This is a genomic window from Liquorilactobacillus uvarum DSM 19971, assembly GCF_001434935.1.
GTDB lineage: Bacteria > Bacillota > Bacilli > Lactobacillales > Lactobacillaceae > Liquorilactobacillus > Liquorilactobacillus uvarum.
On the sequence record NZ_AZEG01000005.1, the window covers coordinates 39,874 to 61,316 of the forward strand.

General features: G+C 40.0%; 15 protein-coding genes. 5 read left to right on the top strand and 10 right to left on the bottom strand.

Annotated features, from left to right (window positions below; all coding sequences use genetic code 11):
* Positions 1-9 precede the first annotated feature (9 nt).
* On the bottom strand, positions 10-942 hold the full coding sequence (locus FD20_RS03670; RefSeq protein ID WP_057736239.1) for a glycosyltransferase family 2 protein: 933 nt from the start codon (positions 940-942) through the stop codon (positions 10-12).
* A gap of 216 nt (positions 943-1,158) precedes the next feature.
* On the opposite strand from FD20_RS03670, the gene FD20_RS03675 reads away from it, so the two are divergent.
* Positions 1,159-1,398, top strand: a complete 240-nt coding sequence (locus tag FD20_RS03675; RefSeq protein ID WP_057736240.1) for a hypothetical protein — start codon at positions 1,159-1,161, stop codon at positions 1,396-1,398.
* Positions 1,399-1,465: 67 nt separating this feature from the next.
* Here the strand turns inward: FD20_RS03675 and mnmG are convergent, their stop codons facing one another.
* Both mnmG and mnmE read right to left on the bottom strand, forming a co-directional pair.
* Positions 1,466-3,370: a tRNA uridine-5-carboxymethylaminomethyl(34) synthesis enzyme MnmG gene (mnmG, locus tag FD20_RS03680; RefSeq protein ID WP_057736241.1), complete on the bottom strand. Its 1,905-nt coding sequence runs from the start codon at positions 3,368-3,370 to the stop codon at positions 1,466-1,468.
* Positions 3,371-3,406: 36 nt separating this feature from the next.
* Complete coding sequence (gene mnmE / locus FD20_RS03685; protein ID WP_057736242.1) at positions 3,407-4,795, bottom strand: tRNA uridine-5-carboxymethylaminomethyl(34) synthesis GTPase MnmE; 1,389 nt, start codon at positions 4,793-4,795, stop codon at positions 3,407-3,409.
* Positions 4,796-5,718: 923 nt separating this feature from the next.
* On the opposite strand from mnmE, the gene FD20_RS03690 reads away from it, so the two are divergent.
* The 3 genes from FD20_RS03690 to FD20_RS03700 are packed head-to-tail and all read left to right on the top strand — an operon-like array spanning position 5,719 to position 8,842.
* Positions 5,719-6,762, top strand: a complete 1,044-nt coding sequence (locus FD20_RS03690; RefSeq protein ID WP_057736243.1) for a branched-chain amino acid aminotransferase — start codon at positions 5,719-5,721, stop codon at positions 6,760-6,762.
* A gap of 30 nt (positions 6,763-6,792) precedes the next feature.
* Positions 6,793-7,875 (top strand): PTS sugar transporter subunit IIC, encoded by a 1,083-nt coding sequence (locus tag FD20_RS03695; protein WP_057736244.1) that lies wholly within the window; start codon positions 6,793-6,795, stop codon positions 7,873-7,875.
* Between the two features lie 49 nt (positions 7,876-7,924).
* A complete protein-coding gene (locus FD20_RS03700; RefSeq protein WP_057736245.1) occupies positions 7,925-8,842 on the top strand; it encodes an L-lactate dehydrogenase in 918 nt (305 codons plus the stop codon).
* Positions 8,843-9,096: 254 nt separating this feature from the next.
* Here FD20_RS03700 and FD20_RS03705 read toward each other — a convergent pair whose 3' ends face one another.
* From FD20_RS03705 to FD20_RS03715, 3 genes are all read right to left on the bottom strand, one after another.
* Positions 9,097-10,521: a glutamate synthase subunit beta gene (locus tag FD20_RS03705; RefSeq protein ID WP_057736246.1), complete on the bottom strand. Its 1,425-nt coding sequence runs from the start codon at positions 10,519-10,521 to the stop codon at positions 9,097-9,099.
* 18 nt (positions 10,522-10,539) lie between these two features.
* Positions 10,540-15,009 carry a glutamate synthase large subunit gene (gene gltB, locus FD20_RS03710; protein ID WP_057736247.1) on the bottom strand — a complete coding sequence of 1,490 codons (4,470 nt, stop codon included), beginning with the start codon at positions 15,007-15,009 and terminating at the stop codon, positions 10,540-10,542.
* Positions 15,010-15,417: 408 nt separating this feature from the next.
* The gene (locus FD20_RS03715; protein ID WP_057736248.1) at positions 15,418-16,011 is read right to left on the bottom strand and encodes a PepSY domain-containing protein; all 594 of its coding nucleotides are present in this window, start codon (positions 16,009-16,011) and stop codon (positions 15,418-15,420) included.
* 170 nt (positions 16,012-16,181) lie between these two features.
* Here FD20_RS03715 and FD20_RS03720 point away from each other — a divergent pair, with 170 nt between their 5' ends.
* Positions 16,182-17,039, top strand: coding sequence for an LD-carboxypeptidase (locus FD20_RS03720; protein ID WP_057736249.1), 858 nt, complete (start codon positions 16,182-16,184; stop codon positions 17,037-17,039).
* 182 nt (positions 17,040-17,221) lie between these two features.
* Here the strand turns inward: FD20_RS03720 and FD20_RS03725 are convergent, their stop codons facing one another.
* The 4 genes from FD20_RS03725 to FD20_RS03740 form a co-directional block, all read right to left on the bottom strand.
* The gene (locus FD20_RS03725; RefSeq protein ID WP_057736250.1) at positions 17,222-17,827 is read right to left on the bottom strand and encodes a methylated-DNA--[protein]-cysteine S-methyltransferase; all 606 of its coding nucleotides are present in this window, start codon (positions 17,825-17,827) and stop codon (positions 17,222-17,224) included.
* A 161-nt stretch (positions 17,828-17,988) separates the two neighbouring features.
* On the bottom strand, positions 17,989-19,146 hold the full coding sequence (locus FD20_RS03730) for a baeRF6 domain-containing protein (RefSeq protein WP_057736251.1): 1,158 nt from the start codon (positions 19,144-19,146) through the stop codon (positions 17,989-17,991).
* A 234-nt stretch (positions 19,147-19,380) separates the two neighbouring features.
* Entirely contained in the window at positions 19,381-20,340 is a 960-nt protein-coding gene (locus tag FD20_RS03735; protein ID WP_057736252.1) for an ABC transporter permease, read from the bottom strand.
* A complete protein-coding gene (locus FD20_RS03740) occupies positions 20,337-21,422 on the bottom strand; it encodes an ABC transporter permease (RefSeq protein ID WP_057736253.1) in 1,086 nt (361 codons plus the stop codon). The genes FD20_RS03735 and FD20_RS03740 overlap by 4 nt, the downstream gene beginning before the upstream one ends.
* Between the last annotated feature and the right edge of the window lie 21 nt (positions 21,423-21,443).

The following is a 21,443-nucleotide window of genomic DNA, read 5'->3' on the forward strand; positions in this document are numbered from 1 at the left end:
ACTAAAAACCTATTTTTTCTCTCTGACGATATAGACCGGACGATGTTTGGCTTCCAGATAGATATTGGCAATATATTTACCCACGATGCCCAAACAAAACAGCTGCATTCCGCCAACTAAAAGAACAAGTGTCACTATTGATGCCCAGCCGTCAACACTTCCTCCATAAACAAGTTTGCGAATAATGATGAAAATCATCGCTGCACCTGACCCCATAAATGAGAAAAATCCGACAAATGATGCAATTGAAAGCGGAGCATCAGAAAAGTTGACGATGCCATCTAAAGAATATTTAAATAACTTCCAAAATGACCAGGAAGTATTACCAGCCACTCGATCACGATTTTGATATTCCAAATACTTAGTCTTGAATCCGACCCAGCTAAAAAGCCCTTTTGAAAATCGATTATATTCGCTCAATTTTAGAATAGAGTCAACAACTTGTCTGGTCATCAACCGATAATCCCGCACCCCATCAAGGATGGGTGTGTTGGAAATCTTATTAATAATTTTGTAGAACATGTTGGAGAAAAACGAACGGATAGGCGGTTCCCCGCTGCGGTCTGTCCGCCTTGTTCCTACCACATCGTATCCTTCATCCTCAATACCGGCAAGCATTTCTGCCAGCTGTTCTGGCGGATCTTGAAGATCAACATCCATCACAGCGATGTAATCACCTGTTGAATAACTCAATCCAGCATACAAAGCCGATTCTTTACCAAAGTTTCTTGAAAAAGATACATAATGAACATGTTTAGGATCCCTTTGCTGCAGTTCTTTCAGTTCCTTCAAGGTATCATCTCTTGAACCATCATCAATAAAAATATATTCGAGCTCATTACCTCTGAGTTGCGTTTTAACCCCCTCGAGTGCCTTATAAAAAAGCGGTACTGTTTCTTGTTCGTTGTAACAAGGTACAACAAGTGAAATTAACTTATTCATTGATTGGTATCTCCTTATCGACTTAAATCTAATAATTTAACTCATAGTAAAAAGTTTATTTGCTCAGTTTCATATTTGCCATCAATTACTATGCTGATTATACAGTCTTTTGCTTTGTTTATTAACCCCAACAGGTTCTTTTATTTTCCAAGTACAAATTTCTTCAAATAAAGGTATAATGACTTTAAATTACTAACTCAGATAGGAAGATGTCAATTGGAAAAAATCAAAACAAAGTTGCGCTTGGCCTTCGCATTTCTAAGTATCCTTTTTATCCCTTTATTACTGGCAACTATTTGGGCTCTTTCTACTTCAAACAAATGGATTATTTTTAGTATCTTTTTGCTCGACTTCTTTTACCTGACGGTAGAGTCAACATTGCTCTCTATTCTGGTATTTGAGACACTTAGAAAAAGAAAAAAAGATAAAGAAGATGAAGAAAAGAAAGGCAAATAGAAAACCCGCATCCTATTTTATCGTACCCCGTTACTTGAGGTAAGACAAACTGATGCGGGTTTTTTAATTAAACTTTAGCAATCTTTCCTTGTTCAATGTATATGGCTAAAATAGATAGATCAGCCGGGTTCACCCCACTTATCCGACTAGCTTGTGCCAGCGTAGCAGGCTGAATCTTCTTAAGTTTTTGCTGTGCTTCAGTTGCAAGACCTTCGATCGCGTCATAATCAATTCGGTCTGGTATTTTCTTGGCTTCCATCCGTTTCAGCTTCTCAACTTTTTGATAAGCCTTTTTGATATACCCATCATATTTTATTTGAATCTCAACCTGCTCAATGACTCTACGATCTAAAGGTCGTTCAGGTGCCGGAATAAATTTTAATAGATCGGTATACTTAACTTCTGGCCGTCGCAAAAATTCATTTGCCAATACCCCATCTTTGAGCGGCGCGTCGCCTTTAACAGCTAAAAAAGTATTAACCTCATCATTAGGTTTGATCCTAAACTCTCCCAAACGTTTTTTCTCAGCCTCAATGGCAGCTTTCTTGGTCTCAAATGCTTCATAACGTTGATCTGAAATCAAGCCCAACTTGTGGCCTAACTCCGTCAATCTTAAATCAGCGTTATCATGACGCAAAATTAAACGGTATTCCGCACGCGAAGTCAGCAAGCGATAAGGTTCATTTGTTCCCTTAGTAACCAGATCATCGACCATCACACCAATATAAGCATCACTGCGCTTCAGAACAATCTCTTCCTTGCCCAGCGCATGACATCCAGCATTAATTCCTGCCAGCATCCCCTGACCTGCCGCTTCTTCATAACCGGAAGTTCCATTTGTTTGTCCAGCAGTGTATAAACCACTGATCAATTTTGTTTCTAAAGTTGCTCTCAATTGGTAAGGTGAAACGATATCGTATTCAATCGCATAACCAGGGCGCATCATTTCAGCGTTCTCCAGACCCTTAATTGAATGAACCATTTTCTGCTGAATTTCCTCGGGCATCGAAGTTGAGAGCCCTTGCAAATAATACTCATCTGTATTGCGTCCTTCTGGCTCAATAAAAAGTTGATGTCGCGGTTTGTCCGCAAAACGAACAATCTTGTCTTCTATAGAAGGACAATATCGTGGACCAACGCCTTCGATGAGTCCGGAAAACATTGGAGCACGGTCGAGATTCGCACGGATCATTTTATGTGTTACTTCATTAGTATAAGTCAACCAACACGATAGCTGGTCCTTAACTGCCAAATAGTCTTTATCATTAGATTCAAAACTAAAATGGTTAGGTTCGGCGTCGCCTTTTTGTTCCTCTGTCTGATCATAATCAATTGTATTTCCATCGACACGTGGCGGGGTTCCTGTTTTGAACCTTTTCAATTCAAATCCCAGCTTCTCCAAATTGCCTGACAGTTTCATTGATGGCTGAGAATTGTTCGGACCGGAAGAGTACATTAGCTCTCCGATAATAATTTTTCCCCGAGCTGCTGTCCCTGTGGTTAAAACCACACTCTTTGCACCATAGCGTGCACCAGTATTAGTAATAACACCCTTAACAACATTATTTTCAACAATTAAGTCATCAACAATTCCTTGCCGCAAAGTCAGGTTAGGCTCACGCTCAATTGTATGCTTCATCTCAATCGAATATGCACGTTTATCAGCCTGTGCACGCAATGCACGGACTGCAGGCCCTTTGCCTGTATTAAGCATTCTCATCTGGACATAGGTTTTGTCGATGTTGCGTCCCATTTCACCGCCGAGTGCGTCCACTTCACGAACAACAATTCCCTTTGCCGGTCCTCCAATTGAAGGATTGCAAGGCATAAAAGCTACCATCTCAAGATTAATCGTCATTAAAAGTGTCTTATTTCCCATTCGAGCTGCTGCCAGAGCTGCTTCGCATCCAGCATGACCAGCACCAACCACAATCACATCATATGTTTTGCTTACATATTGTTTTACTTCCATTTCAATCTCCCACTATACACTTAAAGGTTAGTTTTATTATTTTCCTAAACAGAATTGACTGAATAACTGGTTCAAAAGTTCATCTTGATAACTGTCGCCAGTGATTTCGCCCAAGAGCTCCCAGCAAGTTGTCATATCAATCTGGACCAAATCAACAGGCATATTCGCTTCAATTCCTTGGAGTACATTGTCTAATGCATCTTCGGCTTGGTTAAGCAAAGCAATATGCCTTGCGTTCGTAACCATAATCGTTGTCTGGCTATTTTCAATACCGCCAAAAAACAATTTGGCAATTTTTTCTTCAAGCTGGTCAAGCCCCTCATTTTTCAAAACAGAGGTCGTTTGCAGCTCATCCGCACCAACTCTTTTTGTCAGCTTTTCAATTTCAATTTGCTGTTGCAGATCAACTTTATTCAGAAGAACAATTCTTTTTTTATCATCTGTTAAATCGATCAGTTTTCTATCCTGCTCAGTGAGCTTTTGGCTGCTATCAAGAACCAGCATCACCAAATCAGCTTGCTCAATCGCCTTCCTAGAACGTTCAACACCAATTTTTTCAACTTTATCGGACGTGTCATGGATTCCGGCTGTATCGATCAGCTTTAAAGGAACTCCATGGACATTCACGTATTCTTCAATGACATCACGTGTCGTTCCTGCTACATCTGTTACAATTGCTTTATCTTCATGCAGCAAGTGGTTCAGCAAACTGGACTTCCCCACGTTTGGCCGTCCAACAATAGCTGTCGCCAAGCCCTCTCTTAAAACCTTGCCTTGTTTGGCAGTTTGTAGCAGCTGCTGGATTCTTCCTTTTACATCAATTGCTTTTTCTTTGAGGAGACGCGTTGTCATCTCCTCAACAGCATCATATTCTGGATAATCTATATTAACCTCGACTTGTGCCAACACATCTAAAATATCCTGGCGCAGATTTTTAATAAGATGAGACAGGTTTCCATCCAATTGATTCAAAGCAACTTTCATTGAACGATCAGTTTTAGCTCTAATCAGATCCATTACGGCCTCAGCTTGTGATAGATCTATTCGACCATGCAAAAAAGCACGCTTAGTGAATTCTCCAGGTTCGGCAAGGCGAGCCCCATTGCTCAGCAACAGCTGCAGAATACGATTAGTCGCTACTATTCCGCCATGGCAGTTGATCTCAATTATATCCTCGCGTGTGAATGTTTTAGGTGCCCGCATAACAGAAACCATTACCTCATCTACTTCTTGTTTCGTTTTAGGATCAATAATATGCCCATAATTGATGGTATGGCTCGCAACTTGCGAGAGGTTTTTTCCCTTGAAAACCTTCTCTGCGACTAGAATTGCTTCTTCTCCACTTAAACGAACAATTGAGATTGCTCCTTCACCTGGTGGAGTAGAAATAGCAGCAATCGTGTCAAACTCTGTTGTTGTCAACAAGTTCTTCCTCCTTTTAGACAATAAAAAAAGCGCCACTCCACGCCAAAAAACGTGGACAAAGCACTTTGACTACTTTATCAATTAAGATAAGAATGATTGCTTATAATATACTTTCAAACACTAAAATTGTCAACAAGTGTACTTCGACCTTAACTTAAATAGTACATAACTAGGCTACAGCACACGTCAAAACAACAGCTAGACTAAGGAAACATCTTTCAACGTCCTTATTGTTTGCTGTCACTGGCAAAAGCCGCTACTTGTGATAACCAGACCACAATACAAGCTTCCTTCAATGCAACACAGTCCAACTGCTGTCTATAAGGGATACTCAATTGAGGATATCTCATCCGCTGTATCTTAAGAAACAACTAAAACTATCGACACCTCTCAGATCGTGATCCCTTACCCCATAATTGTAATCGTTTATTATAGTAAGTTCAATCATTATAAAAATATTTTTCGTACCCTATCTACGGATTATCAGTTACATAACTGTTTCAATTTAAAAAAATCTATCTACAATAACTACTCTTATTTTGAAAAACAACAAAATGATATTTTTATTAAAAAATGCTTGCAATTTTAATTTTATTGTATATAATTAGGTTTATCAATTACGAAGTGGAATTTAGAAAGCTATGGAAGGGAGTTAGACAGCATGTCACGAACTTGTAGGACTATGTTAAATAGAAGTTTTTCTGCAGTTGCATACCTAGTGAGCCTAGTCATTATTAGCACGCGCGATGTGTTGTTTAATGTCTCGGCTGATTAAATCTGAGAACATTGAATCCATCGCGCTAAGGCAATCTTAGGCGATGGATTTTTTTAGCACCTATCGCTTAGTTTTATGGCGACGGGTGCTTTTTCATTATTATTTAATCAAATAGCCACTTTGTAATAATTAGAAGGAGGAATTTTTTATGACTATGTCAGAACCAAAAACAATGAAACCTGAAGAAATCGACTGGAATAATCTCGGTTTTAACTATATGAACCTTCCTTATCGTTACCGTGCCTACTGGCGTGATGGAGAATGGCAGGATACTGGCTTGACTGAAGATGCAAATGTGACGATCAGTGAAGGCTCAACTTGTCTGCACTATGGTCAAGAAGTTTTTGAAGGATTAAAGGCATACCGCTGTAAAGATGGCAGCATCAACCTTTTCCGTCCTGATCAAAACGCCAAACGTATGCAGAAAAGCTGTGAACGTTTGATGATGCCTAAAGTTCCAACTGATATGTTTGTAGCTGCATTAAAAGAAGTTGTTCGAGCAAATGAAGCATATATTCCTCCATATGGTTCAGGTGGCACACTTTATCTTCGTCCATATCTTATCGGAGTTGGCGGTAACATCGGTGTCCATCCTGCTCAAGAATATATCTTCTCGATTTTTGCAATGCCTGTTGGCAATTACTTCAAAGGTGGCCTGACACCCACGAGCTTTGTTGCATCTGAATATGACCGTGCTGCACACAAAGGTACCGGTGCAAGCAAGGTCGGTGGTAACTATGCTGCTAGCCTCTTCCCTGGACAACTTGCACACAACGATGGCTTCTCTGACTGTATCTACCTTGATCCAATCGAACACAAGAAGATTGAAGAAGTTGGGTCAGCAAACTTCTTCGGAATTACAAAAGATGGCAAATTTGTTACACCTAAATCACCTTCTATTTTGCCTAGTGTAACTAAATACTCACTGCTTTATTTAGCAGAACACAATTTCGGAATGGAAACTGAACAAGGTGATATCTTTATTGATCAATTAGATCATTTCGCAGAAGCTGGCGCTTGTGGAACCGCTGCTGTTATCTCCCCTATCGGAGGATTCAAATATGGTAATAACTTCCATGTCTTCTATAGTGAGACTGAAGTTGGGCCTGTAACACGTAAATTATATGATGAATTAACCGGCATTCAATTTGGTGATGTTAAAGCACCTGAAGGCTGGATCGAAAAAGTTTAGTTAGCTTAATTTTTTAAAGGAGTGTTAATTATGGAAAACGCTGAGGCACAATCAAACCCAACTGTTAAAGAATATGCATACCGTATTACTGCCGCAATCGCTAATGCTGTCTTAGTAACATTAGGAATTGGACTTTTATTACAGACATTTGCTTCTTTTGTTCATTGGAATGCACTTTCTCAAGTTGGTTTAATAGCAAATAGCTTGCTTGCCCCAGCACTTGGTGTTGCAGTTGCTTCCCAACTGGGAACAAATTCATTAGTCATCTTTAGTGCAATGATCTCATCAACAATTGGTGCAAATGCTGTTCACTTTACTACAAGTGCTGTTAACGGAACCACAGCCACCGGTGCTAATCTGATGCAGGCCGCTGGTTCAATCACTTTTTCAACTGGACAGCCCATCAGTGCTGTTTTAGCTGGTTTAATCGCCGCTTTAGTAGGTAAGTATCTGACAGGCAAAACACCATTAGATATGATGCTGGTTCCACTTGCTGCAACCTTTATTGGCGGAGTTGCCGGCTTGGGATTAGCTGCTGTTACCACCCCATTCTTATTAGGTGTTAGTGCTTATATTGCAGAAACAATGCAAGTTAACCCGCTGATCGGATCAATCTGTGTTTCTGTAGTCTGGGCATTGTTCTTAATGACACCCGCTTCTTCTGCAGCCTTAGCGATCGCCTTGACACTTGATCCTATCTCTTCTGCTGCTGCTTTGATCGGGACAACATCACAGTTCGTTGCCTTCACTGTTATGTCTTTCCGGCAGAACAATATTGGAGCAAATATCGCTCAAGGTGTTATCACACCTAAGGTTCAATTTCCTAATCTGCTGATCAACCCTTACCTTATCTTACCGTCTATCTTATCCGCTATTGTCTGCGCACCGATCGCAACAATTATGTTCGGTTTCCGCTCAACTTATAAGCTCGCCGGCTTGGGGCTCAACTCATTCATCGCTCCTTTAGCCTACGCAGCGCAAGGATGGGGCAGTTTCTCGGTTTATATGTTTACTGGGGTTGTCTTGCCAGCTATTATTTCACTTGTTGCTTACAGCATGATGAAAAAGGCTGGCCTCATCAAAGATAATCAATTGCATTTGGAAATTGTTTAATTACCAACGAATAATTTATTACTAATTTTAGAGAGGAACTTGTTTTTTTATGGGAAGAAAATACGCAATTATCGGCGTTGGACATGTAGGCGCAACGATTGCCTTTGCTCTTGTTACCAAGGGTGATGCAGACGAATTGATTTTGATTGACAAAAATGAAAAAAAGGCGCGCGCAGAACAACTTGACTTGCAGGATGCAACAGCACGGCTTGAAACCCGCCCGAAGATCAAAATTCAGGATTATTCTGAACTGGCTAATACAGACATTTTATTTGTTACCGCTGGAAACATCCACGCACTTGACCACGCTAGCGGTAATCGCTGGGCAGAATTCGAATATACGCGCGAAATTGTAAAAGATATCGCACCTAAAATAAAGAAAAGCGGCTTTCATGGTGTCCTGATCGACACGATGAATCCATGCGATGCAATTTCACAATATCTTCAAAAGGAGATCGGTTTACCAGGTTCCCAAGTTCTCGGAACAGGTACATTCCTAGATACAGCACGGATGCAGCGTGTTGTCGCGGAACAATTCGATGTTGATCCTAAAAACATTAGTGGTTTTGTTTATGGTGAGCATGGTGAATCACAATTCGTTGCTTGGTCGACAGTTAAAGTTAACGGACTCGATGTTGTTCCGCTTGCAAGGGAACGCAATATCGACCTTACAGAGCTCGAATCGCAATCAAGGTCTGGTGGCTGGGCAATTCATTCCGGCAAAGGTTATACAAGTTATGCAATTGCGACATGTGCTGTCAAACTGAGTCGTGCCGTTTTGGACGATGCCCGTCTTATGTGTCCATGTTCTTCCTACAATAAAAAATATGATTCTTACGTTGGACAGCCTGGAATTATCGGGAAAAACGGTGTTGAAGAATTGATCGACATTCCATTACCTGAGAATGAAGAAGCAAAACTAGCTAATTCAGCTGCAACAATTCGAGAAAAATTTGCAACAATGTAATTAATCAGAAATTACTTTTCTATCAATTTATACTTGTATTTTTCACCTTCTAATTTTAATGTACGTAATCAAAGAACGTATGCTCTAAAAATAAATAAAATTTTACTTTTTGGAACATGCTAGCTAAGAAAACTGCAGATTAAAAAAGGTTCCACGGCAAAATTAAATTTGCCGTGGAACCTTTTTGTTGCTTAAAATTACTTTAATTAGTCTAATCAATAAATATAAATCTGAATTATATTAAAAAATAAACTTTAGACACGGACCTGACAAGATTGATCAACAGTATCTGCAACCATTCTTCCTTCGTGAATGCCCCAAATAACAAGACTTGGGCCTCGACGTGCGTCACCAGCCACATAAACCTGCTCTTGGTCGGTTGTATAGTCATCGTTGACCTGTGTAATGTTGAAAGCATCCAGTACACTCTGCTGTGCTCCAGTAAAGCCCATTGCCAACAGAACAAGATCTACAGGTTGTTCCTGCTCAGTTCCCTCAATCGGTTTAAATAGACGGACTTTGCTTGTAGTCATACTCGTCACTTTACCTTTTTTACCTTTGAAACCAACAGCTGTCATTTCATAAGATGTGAGCACGCCACCGAATAGTTCCTGAGCTTCTTTTTGGCCGTACCCCATTTTAGACACCATTGGCCACTGTGGCCAAGGATTGCTGGCTAAACGCTTCTTGGGTGCTTGTCGTGTAATCTCAAGCTGACGGACATTAGCAGCACCTTGACGGACTGCTGTTGCGATACAGTCATTACCTGTATCCCCACCGCCAATAACAACAACCTTCTTGCCTGCCAGAACCTTATTAGCCTTCGTTCCATCTTTGAGAACTTGTTTTGTAGCTAAAGTTAAATAATCAACTGCCTGCATAATCCCCTTCAACTGACGCCCGGGAACATTCAAATCACGGGCTGAACGTGCACCGATGGTCAGAATAACTCGCTGAAATTCTTTTTTCAGTTCGGCGGCCGTAACATCTACACCGACTTCAGTGTTGACCTTAAATTTAATCCCTAATTCTTCCATAACTCGGATACGTCGCTGAACGATCTCTTTAGGCAGCTTCATGTTAGGAATACCATACATTACCAAACCACCGGGATGATCATCTCTTTCAAAGACAGTAACCGTATAGCCCATTTTATTTAATTCCCAAGCTGCTGATAAGCCAGCCGGTCCGCTACCCACAACAGCTATCTTGATCCCATTTTTTCTCAGAGGGGTGCCGCTGTCTTTAACCCAGTCAAATTTAAAACCTTGCTCGATAATAAACCGCTCATTATCCTTAATCGTAATTCCCTTGCCATGCAAAGCCTCGTTACAGGCAACTTCACACGGTGCCGGACAGACACGCCCAGTAAACTCAGGTAAAGGATTAGTTTTTGTCAAGCGCTCAAAAGCACGTTTATCTTCATTCCGGTAAACAAGATCGTTCCACTCAGGAATCAAATTATCATTAGGACAACCGCTAACGGCACGTCCTCCAGCATAAAAGAAACCTACATGACAGTGGGGTACCCCGCAATTCATACATCGTGCAGCCTGTTTCCGTCGCTCTTCATCACTCAAAGCATTCTGCATTTCTTCAAAATCTTTGATTCTTTCTTCCACTGGTCTGATGGGATTATCGACACGTGCATATTTCATAAAACCAAACGGATCTGCCATTTCGCTTCCTCACTTTCCTTATTTCATCATTGTCGGCTGCGTGCCTACTACAGTATCAAAAGCTTTTTGTTCCAACTGATCTGCTGCGACACCTTGGTTTGCAAATCGTGCCATGATTTCATTTACATGTCGATATTCTTTCGGATAGACCTTAACAAAATTATCTTGTTCACTATTCCAATTATCCAAAATATACTTAGCCTTCCGAGATCCTGTATATTTAACGTGTTTCTTCAACATTTCTAAAACTACGCTATCATCGCCTTTTTCATTCAGCTTAAACAGTTCAACCATTTCAAAGTTGCATTTTTGTTTAAAGCTGCCAGCAGGATCATAGATATAAGCAACTCCGCCGGACATTCCTGCCCCAAAGTTGCGCCCGATTGAACCCAGAATCAAAGCAATCCCATCAGTCATATACTCACAACCATGGTCTCCGATCCCTTCCGCAACAACTCTCGCTCCTGAATTACGTACGCAGAATCGTTCGCCTGCACGACCATTAAAGTATGCTTCACCACCGGTTGCTCCGAAGCAAGCAACGTTTCCTACAATTGGGGCGTTACTATACAATTCTTGTGCCTTTTTAGGAGACCTAACTATCAGCCGGCCACCACTTAACCCTTTGCCAACATAGTCATTTGCTTCTCCAGTCAATTCAAGTTCCAGACCTTGTGTAATAAATGCTCCAAAACTCTGCCCGGCTACACCTGTGTACTCATATTTCAAGTGCCCAGCTGGCAGAGTGTCGTTTCCGAAACGTTGTGCAATCCAGCCACCCATTCTAGCACCTACTGTACGCATTCTATTATTAATTTTGCTCTTAATAACAACATCCTGTTTATTTGCGATTGCCGTTTCAGCAAAATCATTTAAATCTGGCCACTGATATTTTGGCAGGAACGGATTAACAGACTTGCGTTCAATCCCTAATGGCGTACCTAAAATTCTTGAAAAATCGAGTGACTTTGCTTTTCCCTTTGCGATAAAGCGTGGTCGCAGATTTTCTGTATGTCCAACCAGCTCATCGATTGTACGGTATCCCAACTCAGCCATTTCTTCGCGTAAATCCTCAGCAATAAATTTCATGCAGTTTTTAACATGCTCAGGTTTGCCTATAAAGAAGTTGCGCAGTCCTGGATTCTGAGTTGCAATACCTGTTGGACAAGTATTTTTGCTGCAGACACGCATCATGATACAGCCAATCGAAACAAGTACTAATGAGGCAAAACTATATTCCTCTGCTCCCAACATCGTTGCGATCAAGACATCTCTTCCGGTCATTAACTTGCCATCAGTTTCTAAAGTCGTCCTTTGCCGCAGATTATTCAGTGCTAAGGTTTGATGCGCTTCTGCTAAGCCCATCTCCCATGGTAATCCCGCATCACGAACAGAGTTCCGTGGAGCAGCCCCTGTTCCGCCATCATAACCACTGATAACAACCTTATCAGCTCCTGACTTAACAACACCTACTGCAATCGTTCCAACTCCAGTACTCGAAACCAGTTTAACAGTAATTTTGGCAAATGGATTGACTTGCTTTAAGTCATATATTAATTGCTTTAAATCTTCAATTGAGTAAATATCATGATGCGGTGGTGGTGAAATCAAGCGAACACCTGGTACAGAACCACGAATTTCAGCTACCCAAGGGAAGTTTTTGTTTCCTGGAAGTTGTCCGCCTTCACCTGGTTTAGCACCTTGAGCAACTTTTATCTGAATCTCTTCAGCACTCATCAAGTATTCAGCATTGACTCCAAAACGGCCTGATGCAACTTGCTTTATTTTGCTGTTCAAATTACGTCCATCAGCTTGTTTTTTAAAACGCAAACGGTTTTCGCCGCCTTCACCGCTGTTACTCTTTGCTCCCAACTCATTCATAGCTTCTGCAATGCACTCATGTGCTTCCTTCGATAAGGAACCAAAACTCATTGCACCTGCTTTAAAACGTTTAACAATTTGACTGACTGGTTCAACCTCGCTTAAAGGTATTTTATTATTTTGCTTCTTTATCTCCCAAAGCGAACGAAGTGTTGTTGGAGTTGCCAGTTCTTCTTCATGCATTTCACTAACATACTCTTTATAAACCTCATAATCACCTGTTCGAACCGCATGTTGAAACTTGTACATTGTCAAAGGATTGTAGAGATGGTGTTCACCTTCATGTCTGAATTTGAAACTACCACCAGACGGAAGATCCTCTACAGCCTTGGATCCAAATGCTTTATCATAACGAGCAAGATATTCAGCTTCAATCTGATCAAGTGACAAGCCGCCGATTCGGCTTTCAGTTCCCGTGAAGTATTCATCAACAACTGACTGCGAAAGCCCTACAGCTTCGAAGAGCTGCGCTCCCTGATAACCGATAATCGTCGAAATTCCCATCCGACTCATAATCTTAACGATTCCCTTTTCGGAGGCTTTACGATAATTTTCTAACTTGTTTCCAAGATCATAAGCTATCAAAGTTGCGTACGCTCCGTAAGGATGAATTGCAGAAGCACCATATCCCAACAATGTTGCGTAATGATGAATCTCGCAAGCCTCACCCGTATCTACAATTATTGAGGCCAGCTCTCGCTTACCCTTGCGTACTAAATAGTTATTTAAGCCTGAAACAGCCAGCAAGACCGGTATAATCAGTTTTTCACGTGTTGCTCCTCGATCAGTTAGGATAATAAGATTAGCTCCACTATCGATTTTTGTTTCAGCATCTTTAAACATATCATCAAGTGCCTGTTCCAAACGATTCGGGCGCTGAACCTTGTCATAACACATTGAAACTTCAGCTACTTTAAAGCCATTTTTCCCATTTAAATGTCTCAACCGTTCGTAGTCAGCTGAGCTCAAAATAGGCGAGTCAACTTTTATTTTTTTGGCATTTAATGGACTGTCACTAGTAATGTCTCCATCGGAACCCAGAAACATCTCTGTCCCGATAACAAGTTTTTCACGAATCGCATCAATTGGCGGATTAGTAACTTGCGCAAACTGTTGCTTAAAGTACGTAAACAATGATTGGGGCTTTTTGCTCAAGACAGATAAAGGCGAGTCATACCCCATCGAGATGACCGGTTCTTCACCGTTTTGAGCCATCGGAATAATTGCATCGCGGATAACATCTTCTGTATAGCCATGGCGACGCCATAACGTTCGTAGAGCGTTAGATGATATATTTTCATCTACATCTGCCTCTGAAAGATCTTCAAGCTTTAACTGTTCTTTTTCTAACCATTTTTCATAAGGATGTTGGTTCGCATAATGAGACTTGATCTCTTCTGTTCGATAAAACTTTCCTTCAGAAGTATCAACTAAAATCATATCTGCAGGACCAAGAATTCCCTTTTCGATAATATTTTCCGGCTCTACATCATACACACCAGATTCAGAAGCAACAATTAAAAAGTTGCCTTTTATAAGATTATATCTTGAAGGCCGCAGACCATTTCGGTCTAACATAGCTCCTACTTGGATTCCATCAGTAAAACATAGTGCCGCAGGTCCATCCCATGGAGCCACAAAACTAGAATTATACTCATCAAAAGCTGTTTGTTTAGCAGATAAATGAGCATCCTTGCCCCATGCCTCAGGAACCATCATTAGAAGTATTTGAGGTATATCACGCCCATTTCTGTAAAGATATTCCATACAATTTTCTAATTTTGCAGAATCCGAGTCGTCTTCATTATAAATTTCGATGTTATGACTAACCATCCAGTTTTCTGCACGTTTTAATGTATTGATTTCACCATTGTGTGCAATGAATCTAAATGGTTGTGCCCGCTCCCAGCTTGGAAATGTATTAGTCGAAAAACGCGAATGTATCAAAGCAATTGCAGATTTCATTTTAGGATCATGCAAATCAGGATAAAATTCCCCTACTTGATATGCATGCAGCATTCCTTTGTAACATACTGTCCGACTCGAAAAACTGACAATAGCGAACTCATCGGATGAAAAAGTCTTCTCTAAATGACGTCTTAAATAATACAAAGCATCTTCAAATGGCCTTCCCGCCTCTATGTCAGCAGGTTTCCCTACGATTACTTGGACAAATCCCGGCATGGCTTTTTGAGCTGTAGGACCGCAACTTTCATAAACATACGGAACATTTCGTGAACCAATAACTGGAAAACCATACCGCGAAATTTCATCATTCACTGAACTTAACATTGCATCTTTTTCATGTTTTTCTTGTGGCAAAAAAAACATTCCAACAGCATATTCACCCAACGCCGGTAACTTAAGTGCATTTTTTTCAGCATACGTTCTAAAAAAAGCATCTGGCATCGCAAGTAAAATACCTGCTCCATCACCAGTGTCTGGCTCCGCACCAGTTCCCCCACGGTGATTCATTCTTTTTAACATAATTAAGGCACGCTCAACTAGCTCATGACTAGTTTTGCCGTCAACTTGCGTAATAAAGCCCATTCCGCAAGCATCATGTTCAAAGGTCGGGGTATACATTGTTTTGCTTTTTTCAATCATTATAAATTCCCACCTTAATCTAACAAGTCAGTTCCAACAGACATTAGTTTCATTACTTAGAAAAATTACTACTTTTACTTTTTAAAAATCTAATGTTCTTCTCATTTTAATTAGAAAAACAAAAAAAAACAAGTACAATCTGACAATTGTTTGTAAATAAAGAAAAAACCTTTTCTTTAATTTATTATATTACGTCAAAAAAAGAGTATAACCATTTTTGGTAACACTCTTGTAAAACTAATACACTAAATTAATTGTCCTAAAAACAAACCTAGTTGACTACCATTCGCTAAAAATTCGAAACAAGCAGTCATTTTTGTCCATACACACCAGCTTTTTTATAAACTGCAGTTTTCAGTTAGCGTTTGCATGTATTGAACAAAAAATAAATCGCTGGAAAATAGCGGCTTAATCATCTGTTTCTTTTTCCAAAACTTTACCCGTTTGCGCATTTACCTTAACCTCGACCTGCTTACTGCCATTCTTTACCTGAACTTCCCAATATGTGGTGTCCATATCTTTGTCCAACGTCCATTCCGATGCATTTCCTGAACCTGCCGCTTTCTCAGCTATGTCGGCTGCTTCTTTCACAGAAATCAACTTATCCAGGTTCAACTTATCTTCATTGCGTTTGGTTCCGTTTTTCTCATCATTATCAAGTTGTTCCTGCTTCTTTTGGCTGACGGCCTTACTGCTAGCATCAACTCTAAGTGAATATTCATTATTATCATCCACACCTTCAACCTCATAATAATATTTACCAAATGTTGAATCCAGCTCGATTGAAGTGATATCTGTGTCAGGATATGCCTTTTGATAAATTTCAATTACTTGATTAGCAGAAACCTTGACCTTATCATCTAAAACATTTTTTTGATTCGTCTTTGAACTTGTAATCTCCGAGCTGCTGCTAGATGAAGCGGCATCTTGATTATTTGAAGAACACCCCGCCAGTAGTCCCAAAAAGCTCACACCCAGAATTAGAACGTGTAGTTTCTTCAAAGTAACTCCTCCTTTTGATAACAAAGCTTTACGAATCGAATCAACTATTCCTTACCAATGTTAGTTTAACTTGAATCCGCACTCAGTGTCTATGAATATGCAACTTCGTTGTCATTCAAAAAAGTATCTGCATCGCGTATAATAAAGAAAAAATAAGGAGTCTTTTTATATTGAATACACATTTATTAAAAGGTGACACAGTTGCCTTAATTGCAAGTTCTGATCCGCTTTCGCCCTCCGACAAGATAGTTGTTGATTCTCTAGTAAATATTCTTAATTCGTGGGGATTAATTACAGAGATCAGCCCGCTAATCTATGAAAATGATCTTGGTAATTTTATTCAAAAAGCTGTTGTTATCAATCACCATTTTGCTAACAAAAAAATCAAAGCAATCTTTGACATCAGCGGTGGTAACATGTCGAACAGTCTTCTACCATACCTCGACTACTCCCTGATTAAAAAAAATCCCAAATTATTCTTTGGTTATAGCGATCTAACTGCTATATTAAACGCGATCGTAACCTGCTCTGATCTTCAAGTAGAATTATTTCAATTAAAAACAATCGTTTGGGATAAAACCGGGAAACAAAAAGAACTTCTTTACAATCTTCTTTTTAAAGAATCAAATGATCTTTATTCTTTCGATTACTCCTTTGTCCAAGGCCATGCTATGTCAGGGATTGTAGTCGGTGGAAATATTCGCTGCTTTTTAAAACTTGCAGGTACTAGATATCTTCCAAATTTAAAAAATAAAATTCTTTTTTTAGAAAGCTACGGTGCGGAAAGAAATTTATTGTTTTCAAATTTCCATCAATTATCACAGCTCTCCGGCTTTTCAGATCTGGCGGGAATTATTTTAGGAACCTTTACGCAATACGAACAGAATAAGCCGGCAGAAAATACCGCACACCTTTTTCTGCATTCTCTACCGCACTATAGTAAGCCCTTAATGAAAACCAACCAGATTGGGCATTCAAAAACATCAAAATGTCTGTTCCTTGGTTCGTCGATGAATTTGACACAGTAGAACTAAACATTCTGGCTTTGTTTTAAACACATAAAGTTTGATTTGAGTTCCAATAAACATATGCAAGCAGCTTACCGACAATATTTCCACTAAATTGCCACGCTCTCGTGCTTTGTTACTAGACAAAGTGACTGTTAACTCTTATTTCCCAGGAAATATTTTTTTAATTTCAGCCTCTCAGCTTAAATTGTGTTCCCCACATTAGCAATTTCGAACTGAAGCAGAGCAGCCTTGCGTTCTGATCCACCAGCATATCCACCAAACTTGCCATTTGCCCTGATAACTCGGTGGCAAGGGATAACGACTGCAAGTTTGTTTGCTCCATTTGCATTTCCAACTGCTCTAACTAATTTGATATTCCCTAACTCAGCTGCTACTTCCTGATAAGATAATGTTCTTCCGACTGGAATTGACTCTAAGATAGTCCATACTTTCTTTTGAAAAGCGGTGCCTTCTTTAAAAAGAGGCAACGAAAAGCTTGTCCTTTGTCTTGAAAAATACTCCTGCAACTGCTTTTGTGTTTCCAAAGCTACGTTTGAACTCCCTAAAGCAACTGTCACAGTCAAATGTTGAATCAGCTTTTTGATTTCCTTATCTAGCCCTCTTTTATCCACAAACTCCAATAAATATAAATAGCGTTCATCAGACAAACTGAGCATTTTGCCTAAAGGTGTAGGGAACACATTAAGCTTAAGCTCATTACTATGCTCCTGCATCGGAACCTTGTTTATTCCTTTCCAAATCACATTCAATATTTCTGCAGTGTTATCATCCTCAAATTGCCGCATCAGCTTTTCTCCTTGCATCTTTTTCACATTAATATTATTTTACTTTGCCCAAATTAATAATTAATTATGTAAAAAGAGATGAAGCTTAGACTGAATCTCCACTTCATCACTTAAAGCATATTTGAAATTATTTCTGCTAATTCCCTTTGCAAATAAAATCTTCAGCTATTAGTTACTGTACTTCTTAAAATAGCGGCAGCATTCCCCGCAATGGGCATCTGTTCTGATGGCAGAACATGAACTTGACCTCCATGGCTCAATGACAGCATCGCCAAATCATTGTAAACATTGTTGTCACGACTCAATACCGATGTTGTATCAATTTGCAACTGATCTGAAATGCGACCTGGGAAACTTGCACCGCTGCGCACAAAGAGCATTTCGATTTGTCCCGCAACTGCCGCTTCCATCAGAGCACCTAAATCGGTTACAGTTCTTTTAGAACCGGCGGCTTGCTCATATTTATGCTCAAAAGTTTCCATTTCTGCTTTTTCCAATTGTCCCGTTATTTTAGTTGCTAATGTTTGTAAGTCAGTCATCGGTTCCTTTAAATTGGCTACCTGTGCAATCTGCACATCTTTATTTAAATAAGTGTTTTGAGAAAGTTTTCGGAAATTTCCTTGATTCTTTGCATCCGTAACGAGAATTAAAGAACGATGATCCTGATTAGAGAAGTTTTTAAACAGATACTCGTCGACTATCATAAAGAAATTACGCCGATCTGCATTTTCAGCCGTGTCTAAAGAGCCAGTCCCACTGTACTGTGTGCCGCCATTATCGCCGCCCGTTGATCGCTGCCAGTGACCACGACTGCCTAATTCAGAACCCAAAGCGTCTTGCAGAGTTTGAGGAGCATCATCTGGAAGTTTGACAAGCTCAGGTTTATTGTCGACAACTCGAGCTAAACGGAACATATCCCTCCCTAATAACAAAATATCGTATGAAAAATTCAGTTCACGCGCTGCAATCAAGGGTAAAATCTCAGGTTTATCTGAAATGCTTACCTTGCTTGGAAGCGACCTTGCCACTTTAAAAGACCGACTGCCGGTTGGCCCCACATATATAACTAAACCGCGTGCATCAGCATTGCCTAAAGGATCGTGCTCAAATTTATCGAATTCACGTGCATATAAAGACCAATCACTTGCAGTATAGTTATGTGTTAATTCATGTTTTGCTTTAGTGATCAAGCTATTGAGCTGAGTACGATCAGCCGAAACATCATGAAGTGACGAACTAAGCGGCATAAAAAGTGAGATAAATGGACCAGGACTATTTTTTAATGTCAAAACTTCTCTGAATTCTTCAGTAAGCGCCATAGTGAATCCCTCCAATATTAAAGTAACTCCAACCATTGACAGATAAATACCCTGTGTTAATGCTAACACATTAGAAAAATTGCTTCATCTAAAACGCTTACTGGCAAAAAATATTTTTTTAGAACACAAAAAGACTGTGAAAAAGAATAAATCACTTAGACAGCCATCCGATGCCTTCGACAGCGTGACACATTATTCCTTACTTCAGTCTCTTGACTATGCTGAATCCACTTATTATTTGCCTTTAATATAATTTTGTCCGTCAGCGGCAGGTGCAACTGCTTTGCCTAAAAATACGACCAAAACGACGATTGTAATTGCATAAGGTGCAATTTGAAACCATACAGAGTCCACATGTGACAAAATAGGTATATAACCTCCGATAATTGGTAAACTTTGCGCTAAGCCGAAAAAGACCGCCGCCCCAGTTGCTCCCATTGGATTCCATTTGCCAAAAATCATCGCTGCTAATGCCATAAATCCCTGACCTGAAATCGTACTAGCTGAGAAATTCAGTGTAATCGATTGTGCCATAACAGCCCCGCCAATTCCGCCTAGAGCACCCGAAATCAAGACCCCCATATAACGATACTTTGCCACATTTATTCCCAGTGTATCTGCCGCTGTAGGGTTCTCACCTACAGAACGGAGCCGTAAGCCAATATTTGTCCGATACAGAAAAAACCAACTTGCTCCACCAACGAGTATTGCTAAATAGGCAATTAACGATGTTCTAGTAAATAAAATCTTTCCTAGAAGTGGAATGTTTGTAAGCCCTGGAAAAGTAAAGTTACCCATGCTCTGATCAATCACGGGTGTCTGGCCTTTGCCATTATAAAAAATACGTGTCAAAAACACACATAAAGCTGGTGCCATTAGATTCAAAACTGTCCCACTGATAATGTGATCTGCGCGATAAGTAACTGTAGCAACAGCGTGCAAAAGCGAAAAAAGAAGCCCGAAAATCCCCCCGACTAAAAGCGACAACCATGGGGTACCAGCCCCAAAAACGTTTCCGAAGGATAGGTTAAAAACCGTGCTGGAAAAGGCACCCACAATCATCATACCTTCAAGACCAACATTAACAACTCCGCTTCTTTCAGAGAAGGTTCCACCTAAAGCTGTAAAGATAAGCGGAGCCGCATAGATTAAGGTTGTTGAAAAAACCGTCATTAAAATTGTCGATAGACTCATTTATCTGCACCTCCATTTGTTGTTTTACGTCTTCTTTTACCCCAGTTTCTAGCTAAGGCTACTTTGAAAATGTATTTAATACCAACAAAAAAGATAATAGAAGCAATGACAATATCAACAATTTCACTAGGCGTATTGGAATAAACCGAGATACTCAATCCACCGATCTGCAGAGCAGAAAATAACAAGGCCGCAAAAATAATTCCGATTGGATTTTCAGCTGCCAGTAAAGCAACCGCCATCCCATTGAAACCAACACTCGGAAGGTTATTAGAGACAGAAATATTCTGAAAATTACCTAACCCATCGATCGCACCGCCCACCCCGGCGAGCAAACCTGAGACTAGCATTGCAACCACAATCGTTCTTTTTACATTAATCCCAGCGTACAGTGACGCTGCTTCATTTAATCCAACAGATCGAACCTCAAATCCAGAACGTGTTTTATTGAAATATATCCAAATCACTACAACCATGATAAGTGCAATAAAGAAACCCCAATTAAAAGTTGAGTTATTTGTAAGTTTCTGTAAGAACTCTGTATTCAAACTGGCTCTTTTTGCGATGTTGGGCGATGAATCACTTCCCTTACTAGCCAGCCAATTTTTAACAGCAAAATTAACAAAGTACAATGCAATATAATTTAACATAATTGTCGTAATAACCTCGCTGGTGCCAAAATAAGCTCTTAGAAAACCCGCGATAAAAGACCAAATTCCACCAAAAAAAGCTCCGCACATCAAGGAACCAACAATCAAAAACCACGTTGGTAAGTTAGAAAAACTTAATGCGAAAACAATGGAACCAAACCACCCCATCAAATATTGTCCTGGACCACCAATATTAAAAAAACCTGCCTTGCTTGAAACTGCAAAACCCAAAGCTGTTAATATTAAAGGTGTCATATTGCGCAACGTTTCACCGATAGAATAAACGTCGCCCAATGAACCAATCAACAAGTTTTGATAATTTTGTATCGGGTCATAACCAAATATCAACATCAATACTGCACCAATAATGAAACCAGCGGCAATTGAAATCAAAGGAACGGCTAACCCTTTCATCGACCTGCTATGTAGCATCTTAACTTACCTCTCCCATCT